Origin of the sequence: Streptomyces rubellus (assembly GCF_036323805.1) — a bacterium.
In the GTDB taxonomy this organism is placed as follows: domain Bacteria; phylum Actinomycetota; class Actinomycetes; order Streptomycetales; family Streptomycetaceae; genus Streptomyces.
The window spans coordinates 253,342-265,658 of the sequence record NZ_JAZDCX010000009.1; the positions used below are offsets into that span (position 1 = coordinate 253,342).

Below are 12,317 nucleotides of genomic sequence, written 5' to 3' on the forward strand. Positions count from 1 at the left end.
CGCCGCCGGCGCCACTCCCTCCCCTGGAGTGCTCATGACCACGGCCCTGTCCGACTTCGACCGCTGGGTCCTGCGCCCCGCCCCGCGCACCGCGCCTCTGCTCCGGCTCGTCTGCGTCCCGTACGCCGGTGGTGGCACCGCCGCGTTCCAAGGCTGGAGCGACCTGCTGCCGGACACCGTCGAGCCCTGGTTCCTCAGACTGCCCGGGCGCGAGTCCCGCTTCCGCGAGGAACCGCGCACCGACGTGCCGGTCCTGGTCAAGGAGGCAGCGGCCGTCCTCGGCCCCGCGCTGGACGGTCCGTACGCCCTGTTCGGCCACAGCCTGGGCGCGCTGATCGCCTTCGAGCTCGCCCGCGAGCTGCGCCGCTCCCACCGCAGGGAGCCCGTCCATCTCGCGGTGTCCGCCCGCTCGGCCCCGCACCTTCCTCTCCGGCACACCGTGATCCACCAACTGCCCGACGACCTGCTCCTGAAGGCGCTGGACCAGCGCTTCAACGCCATCCCGCCCGCCATCCGTGATGACCCCCAGCTGCGCGCCCTGTACCTGCCGGTGCTGCGCGCCGACGTCACGCTGCTGGAGACGTACGCCCACACAACCGCGGACCCACTGTCCTGTCCGGTCACGGCGTACGGAGGCGAGGACGACCCCGAGTTCGGTCCCGGGGAGCTGGAGGGCTGGCACCAGCACACCGCCGCCCGCTTCCGTCTGCGCACCTTCCCCGGCGGCCATTTCTTCCTCAACCACCGCCGCGCCGAACTGGTCGCGGACATCGTGGAGGATCTGTACGGTGCGATGATCCCGTGATGCACGGAGGTGTCGCCCGCGGCGGGACGCCCCGGGTGCCCGCCGCGGGAACCGCCGGACGCACCGGACGGTGTGCTCGGCACGGCATGCCGGACCGGGGCCGGCAGATGCTCAGCGGCGTGGCCGCCCGTCCGCGGCACGGTTCCGGACGGCGGCCCCTGCCCTCGCCTGCCGCGGCCCGCACCGTTCCCCGGCCGACCTCACCGGTCGTCCCGGCCGATGCCCCGGCGTGTGCCGGGGCGTGCGCAGCCGACGAGCGCGACACCTCGGAGCCGGTCCGGCCGGGCCCGAAGCGGGGCCGGCCCCGTCGGGGCCGCCGCGTCAGTCGTCCTTCACGCGCGGCACCGGTATCAGGGAAGCGGCCGCGGCCTTGTTCACCGCATCCAGCCGGGAGACAGCGCCGAGCTTGCGGTACACGTTGCGCAGATGGCGTTTGACGGTTCCCTCGGCGATGTTCAGCCGGTTTGCTATCTGGGAGTTGCTCAGGGCCTCCGCGGTCAGGGCGAGGACTTCCCGTTCGCGGTCCGACAGGATGTCGCCGGGGCCCTGCTCCACCCGGCTGAGGCCCTGCTGGGACACGGAGAGGATCACATGGCCGGGTCCGCGGTCGACGACGACGCTGTGGATCGCCGAGACCAGCTCGTGCCGTGTCGATCCCTTGACGAGGTAGGCGCTGGCTCCCAGGGCGAGCAGTTCCCGGGCGAGGACGACGTCGTCGTGCATGGTGAGCACGACGACCCGGGAGTGGGGCGAGACCTGGCGAAGGCGGGGAATGGTCTCCCGGACGCCCTGCCCCGGCATCTCGACGTCCAGGATGACGACGTCGGGGCGGAGCCTGGCCGCCTTCTCGCACGCGTCCTCCCCGCTGTGGGCCTCCCCCGTGACGTCGATCCCCTGCGCAGCGGTGAGGATCTCGATCACGCCCTCCCGGAAGAGAGTGTGATCGTCGGCCATCAGGACCCTGATCGGTCTACGTACAGTCTCCACTCGCGTCCCCCTTCAGCGGTACGAAGACCAGAATGCGCGTGCCACAGCCCGGCTGCGATTCGACGGTGACGCTGCCGCCGAGGAGCTCGGCCCGCTCCCTCATGGAGAGCATGCCGCCGTGTCCGCGGGGCGCCGTCGCCACGAGATCGAATCCGACGCCGTCGTCCTCCACCGCGGCCCGCACCTCGCCGGGCGCCACGTGCACCTCGACGGTGACCAGCGCCGCCCGCGCATGCCGCACGGCGTTGCGCTGGGCTTCGCGGATGATCAGAAAGAGCTCCTCAGCCGCTCCGGGCGGCAGCCATGCTTCGTCTCCCGTCACCGTGACCCGTACCTCGGCCGCGCGCTCCCCCATGCCCTCGAGGTCCTGGGTCAGCGCGGTGCGCAGTGAGGCGGTGTCTATCCGGTGGCGCAGGCCGGCCATCACGTCTCGCAGGCTGCTCAGCGACTCCCGCACGGTGGTGCGGGCGGCCTGCAGTTTCTCCCGGGCGAGTTCGGGGCAGTCCTGCTCGTACACCTCGTGCAGCTCGAACCAGTTGAGCGCGCTGCCGAGGTGGCCGGCCACCTCGTCGTGCAGCTCGCGCGCGACGCGCTGGCGTTCGTCGTTGTGCGCGTTGCGTATGCGTTCCAGCAGGTAGCCGATGTGGGTCACGGACCGGGCCGTGTGGCGGGCCACGATCTGCCGGTGGAGGAGGGAGAAAAGAACGGCCGCCTCCGCTCCCCTGGGCCGTATGCTCTCGGGCTCGTCCATGAGGACGACCAGCACCGCGTCGAACAGCGCGGTGGCGGCGCGCCCCGACTCGACGGGGTGGGTGCGCGGGCCGCCGGGATCGGGGCTGTCCGTCCCCAGGTGATCCGTACCGTGCGGGATGTAGGTTCCGCGGTGCAACTCGGCGATCACATGGGCAAGGACGCGCCGCGCCTCGGTGAGATAGTGATCGACGCTCCCCTCCTCCCTTAACAGGGCGGAGTCGGTACTGTGCAGCGTTGCCCGGTAGGCGGTGAGAATCTCGTCCGTCCGGCGTTCGAGCACGGCGGCAGCGGTGCTGCCCATGGCCTGACCCGCCCCCACTGAAGACACCCCCCGTCGACCGGGCGCCCTCCCGGTCCGTACCTATGTCCGGACCCCGGGGAGTATATCGAGCACTCGGTCGAGTGACGTCAGGAAATGTCAAGCTCGAACAGCGGAGGGACCCGTACCCCGAAAGACACATGCCCCGGTACCTCCCTGGACCCGAGGACCTCGCCCACCGTTGATACCGGCCGACCGCCTTTATTAAATGGGACCGGCAAAGCTTCTCAACTGTTCCTTCGGCTCGGATTCTGTCAGCGGGGGAGGGCACCCATCGATGAACATCCTGATCGTCGAGGACGACGACGGCATGGCGGAAGCGCTCGGTGACGCACTGGGAGCCCACGGCTTCCGCACCCATCGCGTCGGGACCGGCGAGGAGGCTCTGACCCACCTCCCGCACGCCGATCTCGTCCTGCTCGACCTCGGTCTGCCGGACCTGGACGGCCACGAGGTGTGCCGACGCATCCGCGAGGTGGCGTACGTCCCGGTCATCGCACTCACCGGCCGGACCGGGGAACTCGACCGGGTCATGGCTCTGCACATGGGCGCGGACGACTTCGTCGCCAAACCCTTCAGCCGCCATGAACTGGTGGCCCGGATCCGGGCCGTCTTCCGCCGGGCAGGGGGCTACGCCCTCCACGGGGCGAGCCCGGCAGCCTCGCCCGCCGCCGCGTCGCTTTCCGGCTTTTCCCACGTCCCCGCCCAGCCTCCGGCACCGACCACGGGCGCGGCGGCGCCGGAGGCCCTTCCGGGGACGGCCGCGTCCGCCCCCACTCCTGCGTCCCCCCCGCTGCGGGCGTCCTGCCCGGAAGACGCGCCGCGCGCGGAACAGCGCTCCGCACAGGCCGCTCTGGCGGCCGGCCCGATCCAGCTGGACCCGCGCACCCGCAAGGTGTACGTGCGTGGCAAGGAGATACGCATCACCCGCAAGGAATTCGACCTCCTGACGGTGCTCATGGAGGACCCCGGGACCGTGGTGCAGCGCCAGGAGATCATGTCGCGGGTGTGGGACGAGAATTGGTACGGCTCCACCCGCACGCTCGATGTTCACGTGGGCTCGCTGCGTTCCAAGCTCGGCAACACCAAGTGGATCGAGACCGTACGCGGAGTCGGTTACCGGCTGTCGGTGCCGGCGGCCGCACATGTCTGAGACAGGACCTGCCGCGATGACCATCAGTCCGACCACCCTTGCGCCCGTTCCGGCACCGCCCCTCCTCCGAGCGGGATCCCATACGGTGGCCGCGGCGGCCGCCCACCAGGTGCGCGGCCCGCTGTCCTCCGTACGCCTCCGGCTGGAGCTCGTCCTCGACAGGCTCCCCCGGACCCCCACACCGGCGCGAGAGGAGATTCACGGTGTTCTGCGCGAGGTGGAACGTCTCTCCCAGGTGCTGGAGCAGGTCCTGGCCTGGAGCAGCATGGCGCAGGAGGCCGAAACGCCCGTGGAGACGGTCGACGCCCTCGGCGCCGCCGCAGCCCGGGTGGACGCCTGGCACGCCCCGGCCTCGGCCCGCGGCGTGCGGCTCTGTCTGGACGGCGTCGCGGTCACCGGAGCACAGGTCCCCGGGGCCCTGGAGCAGTGTCTGGACGTGTTCCTGGACAACGCCCTCCATGTCACACCGGACGGTGGTGAGGTCGCCGTCACGGTGCGATCGGCCCCCCGTCAGGTTCGTGTGGAGGTCTGCGACCAGGGCCCGGGGATGACGGAGAAGGAGATCGCACGTGCCGGGGAGCCGTTCTGGCGGGGCGGTGCGGGACGTGTCCGCAGGGGAACGGGACTCGGCCTGACCATCGCAGCGGCTCTGCTGTCCGCCTCGGGCGGGCGCCTTGAGCTGGGCCGCTCGCCGGCAGGCGGACTCCGGGCGGTCGCGGTGCTTCCTTGCGCGGCGTGACAGGGGACGTGCCCCTGAGCGTTGTCACCGCAACGACAGCGGGATGTCCTTCCGGCGGGCGGCGATGACGAGAAGCACCGTGACGAACAGCGCCCCACCGCCGACCGGCAGACAGGTGGCCGTCCCGTCGCCGCCCGCTTCCGCGACCGCCCACACGATCTTCCCCAAGGCCGCCGCATCGAAGATGACGATCCCCCAGCCGAGCGAACGATGCCACAGTGCCGCGCAGAATCCCGCGAGCATCAGGGGTGCCAGGCAGAGCATCAGGGCCTGGAAGGGCCCCGGATGAGCGAGGAATGCCCGCTCCATGTCCAGCACACCCTGGATCCGCGGGTCGGGGCTCTCCGGTGCGGGGAACCAGAAGAAGCTCGTCAACAGGGCGACCAGGGTGAGTGCCAGTCCCCATCCCTTGCGGCACCAGGCGAAATAGGCGAGCGGCAGGAAGAACAACGGCCTGATGTACCAGCTCAGTGGATTGGCGTGACGCGACCAGGCCCAGCGCAGCAGGTCGAACAGGTGGTCGGAGACGGACTCCATGGTGCTCCCGGACGACGGACTTCCTCGGTGGCACCGGGGAGAACCGCCCTTCGCCCCGCCGTGTCACGGGCGAGGCGAAGGGCGAATCCATGTGCGAGGGCTTGTCGCGCGGACTTCGGCACGCACCGCAGCCGGACCGTGCGGCGCGGGCGCTGCTGCGGCGGTCACCCGACCAGGACCGCAGCCGAGCCAGGCGGGAGCCGCTCGCGGCGATCACCACGCGGCAGCACCGCGTAACCGACCGGTCCCTGCCTCGCTCCCACCGGTATGCGGCGGCAGCGGGGCCGCGGCGCCGTGGGGTGCTCTCCCCGCACCTCGGCCGCCCTCCCCGGGGGTGTAGGAGGGCGGCCGAGTGTCATGGGCCCCTGAACGCCGGTCAGACGTTCAGGTCGCGGTTCCTGAACCGGGCCAGGCCCGCTCCGAACAGCACCGCGGGGGCGACGACCAGTACGAGCATGGCGGGGTCGAAACCCTCTCGCAGCGGACTGCCGCCGAGGTAGTAGTGGAAGGCGGACAGGTACTTCAGCGGCTCGATCGCCTCGGACTGCGACGCCAGGGCGTTGATCACGAAGGAGAAGGCGCCGTAACCGGCGGTCACGCCGAGCGTGAGCGTGCGGCGGCCCGTGATCGCGCCGGTCGCGAAGGCCACCGCCGCGAAGGTGATGACGAGGAAGGCCAGGCCGACGACCGTGACCAGCAGGTTGCCGAAGGCGACCCCCATGTCCAGCGCCGAGCTGAGCAACGCCAGTTCGAGCAGGACGATCAGCGAGAACCCCGCGACCGCCAGACATGTCGCCGCGAATCGCTGCACCAGCAGCCGGCCTCGGTCGATCGGCTGGGCGAGATAGAGGTCGAGCAGGCCCGTTTCCTCCTCCCCCGCGACCGACTTGGAGCCCGTGATCGTTGCGTAGGCCAGAAGGAGCAGCGGCACGATCATGCCGAGGACCGTGGCACGCAGGAAGCCGGGCCCGGTCGCCAGGTCGTCGAACGCCAGGGCCTTCTGGAAGCCGCTGGGGTCCTCGGAGGCCCTGTCGGGGTCAAAGCTCGACGTGTACATCAGGGTGACCAGAGCCAGTCCGGCCGCCCAGAAGGTCAGGCCGCGACGCTGGTCACGCAGTGCCTTCCCGAAGACGGCGAGCGGTTCAGCGGACACCGTGCATCTCCTCCTCGGACTCCTGCGCATAGGCGTGCAGGAAGATTTCCTCAAGATCGGGCTCCTCGCACACCAGGCTGACCACGGTGTGCCGTGCGGCCACCTTGACGAGCGCGTCGGCCGCGCCGTCGAGCGTGCAACTGAGCGTGTTGGCTTGCACCTTGACGTCCCGAACGCCGGACAGGGCGGAGAAGTGGCGCGGGTCCACCGGATCCGCGAACCGGATCTCCACCCGGCGCTGCGCCTGCTCCAGCAGCGTGTCGACGTCGGAGACCGAGATCAGCTTGCCGCCGCGGATGATGGCCACCCGGTCCCCGACGTGCTGAACCTCGGACAGGATGTGGGAGGACATCAGCACGGTCTGCCCGTTCTGCTTGGCCTCGCGCACCATGGTCAGGAACTCCTGCTGGACCAGCGGGTCCAGACCGGTCGTGGGCTCGTCCAGAATGAGCAGGTCGGGCTGGTGCATGAAGGCCTGGATGATGCCGACCTTCTGCTTGTTGCCCTTGGACAGGTTGTGGACGGGCCTCTTGAGATCCACGTTCAGCCGCTCGGCGAGCGACAGGATCGTGGCCTTCTGCACGCCGCCGCGAACCCGGGCCAGGAACTCCAGGAGCTCCAGACCGCTACCTCGTCCGGCCAGTGGCAGTTCGCCCGGAAGGTATCCGATGCGCCGACGGAGTTCACTGCCGCCCTCGCGCGGACTCTTGCCGAAGACTTCGATTCGGCCCGAGGTGGGACGGATCAGGTCGAGCAGCAGCCGGATGGTCGTGGTCTTGCCCGCACCGTTGGGACCGAGATAGCCGAACACTTCCCCCTGGTTGATGCTCAGCGATAGTCCGTCCAGGGCTTTGTGCTTCCCGTAGGACTTACTGAGTCCTTCGGTCAGCGCCACAGGTGTCATGCTGCATCCGCTCCTTCTTCTCTTGCTCCCAGCGACTCCACACGAGGGGCATCTCACGCTCCAGCCACTCGTAGAAGTCGTACATCTCCTGCAGGCGCCGGCTCCGTACCGGTGGCTCGTCCGCCAGCAACTCCAGACCGCGTGCGGTCACCCGCTTGAACTCGCCGTACCTGGAGGCTTGGGTCATGGCGTGCTCAATCCAGGCATGAGGGTTGATGCGATAGCGGTCCCCGCGCTCCCCCGGCCTGCGGAACCGCTCGACAAGCTGGCTGGGCACCAGATGCCGCAGCGCCGTACTGATCGAACTGACGCTGACCGAGAGGGCCCGGGCGATCTGGCCGAGCGTCTGCTCGGCCGGATCGCAGATCAGCAGCCAGCCGATGGCCCGTCCGGACATCCGGATCAGGCCCTGCTGTTCGAACTGCAGGGCAACAGCCTCGACGAACTCCAGCTCCTCGGACGTGGCCGTCGTTCCCGTCACCAACCTTCACCCCCTTTGGCTTGTTCAGAATACACTGAACAAACAGCACGTACTAGTGGTTCTACCGGTGCTATGAGTGTGAAACCTTGCGCAGAGACGGCGCACCTTTCGAAACTATCGGCTCAGCACTCCCTGCCAACTACGCTGACCTGCGAATACGCCGAAGGGAGTGGGGGCGCGCTACCTCTTTCGGGACACCGCGCCCGCCGTCCGTTGTCCCGTCTCGGCGACCGTCCCGACCATCGGTGCGACGGGAACCAACCACGCCCCGAACGGGAGAACCGCATGTCTTCTCGGCTCTTCACCTCGGAGTCCGTGACCGAGGGCCATCCGGACAAGATCGCCGACCGCATCAGTGACACCGTTCTCGACGCCATCCTCACCCAGGACCCCCGGGCGCGGGTGGCGGTGGAAACCCTGATCACCACAGGGCAGGTGCACGTGGCAGGGGAGGTCACGACCAGCGCCTACGCCGACATTCCCACGCTGGTGCGCGATGCGGTGCTCGACATCGGCTACGACTCCTCCGCGAAGGGCTTCGACGGCGCCTCCTGCGGGGTGTCGGTGTCCATCGGCGCCCAGTCGCCAGACATCGCGCAGGGTGTCGACACCGCGTACGAGCAGCGCGTCGAGGGCGCCGCCGAGGAGAAGGAGGGGGAGCTGAGCCGGCAGGGCGCCGGCGACCAGGGCCTGATGTTCGGCTACGCCACGGACGAGACGCCGGAGCTGATGCCCCTGCCCATCAGCCTCGCCCACCGGCTCTCCCGCCGTCTGGCCGAGGTCCGCAGGAACGGGACCGTCCCCTACCTGCGCCCGGACGGCAAGACCCAGGTCACCATCGAGTACCAGGGCAGCAGGCCGATCCGGCTCGACACCGTCGTCGTCTCCTCGCAGCACGCCTCCGACATCGACCTGGGTTCACTTCTGCTCCCCGACATCCGTGAGCAGGTCGTCGAGCACACGTTCAAGGAGCTCACCGAGAGCGGCCTCAACCTGGAGACGGACGGCTACCGGCTGCTGGTCAACCCCACCGGCCGGTTCGAGATCGGCGGGCCGATGGGCGACGCGGGCCTGACCGGCCGGAAGATCATCATCGACACCTACGGCGGCATGGCCCGCCACGGCGGCGGCGCGTTCTCCGGCAAGGACCCCTCCAAGGTGGACCGCTCGGCCGCCTACGCGATGCGCTGGGTGGCCAAGAACGTGGTGGCCGCCGGGCTGGCCTCGCGGTGCGAGGTGCAGGTGGCGTACGCGATCGGCAAGGCCGAGCCGGTGGGCCTGTTCGTGGAGACCTTCGGCACCCACACCGTCGAGGTGGAGAAGATCGAGCAGGCCATCTCCGAGGTCTTCGACCTGCGCCCGGCCGCCCTCATCCGCGACCTGGACCTGCTGCGCCCGATCTACGCGGCCACGGCCGCCTACGGCCACTTCGGCCGCGAGCTGCCCGACTTCACCTGGGAGCGCACCGACCGCACCGACGCGCTCCGCACCGCCGCCGGCCTGTAGGACAGACGCGCCCGCGTCCACCCCACCGCCAAGAGGACGTCTCATGAGCATCGTCGACCAGAGGAAGGCGGCCCATCCGCTGCACGCCTTCACCGTGGTACCGCCTCCCGCGTCCGCCTCACCCCCGCACGGCACGACGTCGGCCCCCTCCGAACCCCGTCGCCCGACCCTGCGGGAACAGGTTACGGAGCTGGAAGGTCTGCGCGAGCGGATACGCCGCGGCCCGAGCGCCAGGGCCACCGAGGCACAGCACGCCAAGGGCAAGCTGACGGCGCGGGAACGCCTGGAGCTCCTCTTCGACGGAGGGATGTTCACCGAGGTGGAGCCCTGGCGCCGGCACCGTGCGACCGGGTTCGGCATCGAGACGAAACGGCCGCACACCGACGGGGTCGTCATCGGCTGGGGACGGGTGGACGGCCGCCGGGTCTTCGCCTACGCCCATGACTTCCGCATCTTCGGCGGCGCGCTCGGCGAAGCCCACGCGCAGAAGATTCACAAGATCATGGACCTCGCGGAGGCCGCGGGCGCGCCTCTGGTCGGGCTGTGCGACGGTGCCGGCGCCCGCATACAGGAGGGCGTCACCGCTCTCGCCGGATACGGCGGGATCTTCCGACGCAACGTCCGCAACTCCGGTGTCATCCCGCAGATCAGCGTCGTACTGGGACCGTGCGCCGGGGGCGCCGCCTACTCCCCCGCCCTGACCGACTTCGTGTTCATGGTGCGCGGCACCTCCCAGATGTTCATCACCGGCCCTGATGTCGTCCAGGCCGTGACCGGCGAGGAGATCACCCACGACGGGCTCGGCGGCGCCGATGTGCACGCCGCCGCCTCCGGGGTGGCCTCGTTCCTCCACGACGACGAGGAGAGCTGTCTCGCCGAGGTCCGCTACCTGCTCTCCCTGCTGCCCTCGAACAACCGGGAGCTGCCCCCCGCGGCTCCCGCCGACGACCCCGCCGACCGGCGCTGCGACGCCCTGCTGGACCTGGTCCCGACCGACCCGAACCAGTCCTACGACATGCGCGGGGTGATCGAGGAAATCGTCGACCACGGAGAGTACCTGGAGGTTCACGAGGGCTGGGCCACCAACGTCCTGTGCGTGCTCGCACGTCTGGACGGACAGGTCGTCGGCATCGTGGCCAACCAGCCCTCGAGCCTGGCCGGGGTACTGGACATCCATGCGTCGGAGAAGGCCGCGCGGTTCGTCCAGATGTGTGACGCCTTCAACATCCCGCTCGTCACCCTGATCGATGTACCCGGCTTCCTGCCCGGCGTGGGCCAGGAGCACGGCGGAGTGATCCGACACGGCGCCAAGCTGCTGTACGCGTACTGCAACGCGACCGTGCCCCGCATGTCCGTGGTCCTGCGCAAGGCGTACGGCGGCGCGTACATCGTCATGGACTCACGTTCCATCGGCACCGATCTGGCCCTTGCCTGGCCGACCAACGAGATCGCCGTCATGGGGGCCGAGGGTGCCGCCAATGTGGTGTTCCGCCGTGAGATCGCCGCGTCCGACGACCCGGCCCGAACCCGTACCGAACGGATCGCCGAGTACCTGCGGGAGCTGATGCACCCGTACTACGCCGCGGAGCGAGGCCTCGTCGACGATGTCATCGACCCGGCCGAGACCCGTACCCGGCTCATCGACGGGCTGTGGGCGCTCAGAGCCAAGCACGCCCCGCTGCCCAGCCGCAAGCACGGGAACCAACCACAGTGAACGGCGCCATACGGGTACTGCACGGCCATCCCACCTCCGCGGAACTGGCCGCCGTGACAGCGGTCCTGCTCGCCTTGGCGGCGCGCGACGAGGGAGCCCTCCGCTCCGCCCTGGAACAGCCATCGGCGGGGTGGGCACTGCGCCAAGGAGCACACCACGCCGCCGGCTCCTGGATCTCCGTGCCGCGTCCGATGTGGCAACCGTCCGACTGACCCGCGCCGCCCCGACCTCAGGTTCAAGGAGAAACGCCGTGCGCATCGCCGTGACCGGTTCGATCGCGACCGACCATTTGTTGGTCTTCCCAGGCTGCTTCACCGATCAGCTCATCGCGGAACAGCTCGACCGCGTCTCACTGTCCTTCCTTGCCGACCGGCTCGAGGTACGGCGTGGCGGCGTCGGGGCCAATATCGCCTTCGGTCTCGCCCGGCTCGGTCTGCGCCCCGTCCTGGTGGGCGCCGCGGGGGCCGACTTCGCCGACTACGGGGCCAGGCTGCAGGCAGCCGGTGTGAACACGTCCGCCGTGCGGATCAGCGAGACGTTGCACACCGCACGCTTCATGTGCACCACCGACTCGGACCAGAACCAGATAGCCACCTTCTACGCGGGTGCCATGGCCGAGGCACGGCACATCGACCTCACTGACGTCCGACAGACCTCCGACGGCCTAGACCTTGTTCTGGTGGGGGCGGACGACCCCGGCGCCATGCTGCGGCACACCGTGACGGCGCACGATCTGGACATCGATGTGGCGGCAGATCCGTCGCAGCAACTCGCCCGCCTCGATGCCGGCCAGGTCAAGCGCCTGGTGGACGGAGCTCGGTGGCTGTTCACGAACGAGTACGAGGCGGCACTGCTCCAAGAACGCACCGGCTGGGGAGAGTCCGCCGTCCTGCGGCGGGTCGGCACCTGGGTCGTCACGCGCGGAGCCGACGGCGTGTCCATCCTGTCGGCCCACACCCCTCGGCTGGACGTCCCCGCCGTGCCGTCCGAGGCGATCGTCGACCCGACCGGTGTGGGCGACGCCTTCCGCGCTGGCTTCCTGGCCGGCGTGGCCCGGGAGCTGCCGTACAAGCGGGCCGCCCAACTCGGCTGCGCACTGGCCACCGTGGTCCTGGAGTCGGTCGGCACCCAGGAGTACAAGCTGCTGCCCGGAGAGCTCCTCGCTCGTATCGACCGCGCCTACGGCCACACGGCGGCCCGGGCCGTCGAGCCGCTTCTGGCGAGTGCGGCATGAACGGCGAGCAGTCGGCGCGTGTGTCCGCGTTG

At 69.9% G+C, this 12,317-nt stretch carries 13 protein-coding genes; 7 read left to right on the forward strand and 6 right to left on the reverse strand.

Annotated elements, in window-relative coordinates; all coding sequences use genetic code 11:
* Positions 1–34: 34 nt before the first annotated feature.
* Positions 35–805, forward strand: coding sequence for a thioesterase II family protein (locus V1L54_RS13325; RefSeq protein ID WP_330118186.1), 771 nt, complete (start codon positions 35–37; stop codon positions 803–805).
* A 321-nt stretch (positions 806–1,126) separates the two neighbouring features.
* Here V1L54_RS13325 and V1L54_RS13330 read toward each other — a convergent pair whose 3' ends face one another.
* Together V1L54_RS13330 and V1L54_RS13335 are read right to left on the reverse strand one after the other, a co-directional pair.
* The gene (locus tag V1L54_RS13330; protein ID WP_330118187.1) at positions 1,127–1,759 is read right to left on the reverse strand and encodes a response regulator; all 633 of its coding nucleotides are present in this window, start codon (positions 1,757–1,759) and stop codon (positions 1,127–1,129) included.
* A gap of 16 nt (positions 1,760–1,775) precedes the next feature.
* Positions 1,776–2,846 carry a sensor histidine kinase gene (locus V1L54_RS13335; RefSeq protein WP_330118188.1) on the reverse strand — a complete coding sequence of 357 codons (1,071 nt, stop codon included), beginning with the start codon at positions 2,844–2,846 and terminating at the stop codon, positions 1,776–1,778.
* A gap of 295 nt (positions 2,847–3,141) precedes the next feature.
* On the opposite strand from V1L54_RS13335, the gene V1L54_RS13340 reads away from it, so the two are divergent.
* Together V1L54_RS13340 and V1L54_RS13345 are read left to right on the forward strand one after the other, a co-directional pair.
* Positions 3,142–4,017 (forward strand): response regulator transcription factor, encoded by an 876-nt coding sequence (locus V1L54_RS13340; protein WP_330118189.1) that lies wholly within the window; start codon positions 3,142–3,144, stop codon positions 4,015–4,017.
* 85 nt (positions 4,018–4,102) lie between these two features.
* Positions 4,103–4,756, forward strand: coding sequence for a sensor histidine kinase (locus tag V1L54_RS13345; protein ID WP_330118190.1), 654 nt, complete (start codon positions 4,103–4,105; stop codon positions 4,754–4,756).
* Positions 4,757–4,780: 24 nt separating this feature from the next.
* Here V1L54_RS13345 and V1L54_RS13350 read toward each other — a convergent pair whose 3' ends face one another.
* The 4 genes from V1L54_RS13350 to V1L54_RS13365 form a co-directional block, all read right to left on the reverse strand.
* Entirely contained in the window at positions 4,781–5,293 is a 513-nt protein-coding gene (locus tag V1L54_RS13350) for a hypothetical protein (protein WP_330118191.1), read from the reverse strand.
* A gap of 376 nt (positions 5,294–5,669) precedes the next feature.
* Positions 5,670–6,446 carry an ABC transporter permease subunit gene (locus tag V1L54_RS13355; RefSeq protein ID WP_330118192.1) on the reverse strand — a complete coding sequence of 259 codons (777 nt, stop codon included), beginning with the start codon at positions 6,444–6,446 and terminating at the stop codon, positions 5,670–5,672.
* A complete protein-coding gene (locus tag V1L54_RS13360; protein ID WP_330118193.1) occupies positions 6,436–7,350 on the reverse strand; it encodes an ABC transporter ATP-binding protein in 915 nt (304 codons plus the stop codon). Before V1L54_RS13360 ends, V1L54_RS13355 begins: the two co-directional genes overlap by 11 nt.
* Positions 7,316–7,831: a GbsR/MarR family transcriptional regulator gene (locus V1L54_RS13365; RefSeq protein ID WP_330118194.1), complete on the reverse strand. Its 516-nt coding sequence runs from the start codon at positions 7,829–7,831 to the stop codon at positions 7,316–7,318. The genes V1L54_RS13360 and V1L54_RS13365 overlap by 35 nt, the downstream gene beginning before the upstream one ends.
* Before the next feature lie 285 nt (positions 7,832–8,116).
* Between V1L54_RS13365 and metK the strand changes: the two genes are divergently transcribed.
* The 4 genes from metK to V1L54_RS13385 are packed head-to-tail and all read left to right on the forward strand — an operon-like array spanning position 8,117 to position 12,285.
* On the forward strand, positions 8,117–9,337 hold the full coding sequence (gene metK / locus V1L54_RS13370; protein ID WP_330118195.1) for a methionine adenosyltransferase: 1,221 nt from the start codon (positions 8,117–8,119) through the stop codon (positions 9,335–9,337).
* Between the two features lie 43 nt (positions 9,338–9,380).
* Entirely contained in the window at positions 9,381–11,051 is a 1,671-nt protein-coding gene (locus V1L54_RS13375) for an acyl-CoA carboxylase subunit beta (RefSeq protein WP_330118196.1), read from the forward strand.
* Positions 11,048–11,263, forward strand: a complete 216-nt coding sequence (locus V1L54_RS13380; RefSeq protein WP_330118197.1) for an acyl-CoA carboxylase subunit epsilon — start codon at positions 11,048–11,050, stop codon at positions 11,261–11,263. Before V1L54_RS13375 ends, V1L54_RS13380 begins: the two co-directional genes overlap by 4 nt.
* 38 nt (positions 11,264–11,301) lie before the next feature.
* Positions 11,302–12,285 (forward strand): carbohydrate kinase family protein, encoded by a 984-nt coding sequence (locus V1L54_RS13385; RefSeq protein ID WP_330118198.1) that lies wholly within the window; start codon positions 11,302–11,304, stop codon positions 12,283–12,285.
* Positions 12,286–12,317: the final 32 nt, after the last annotated feature.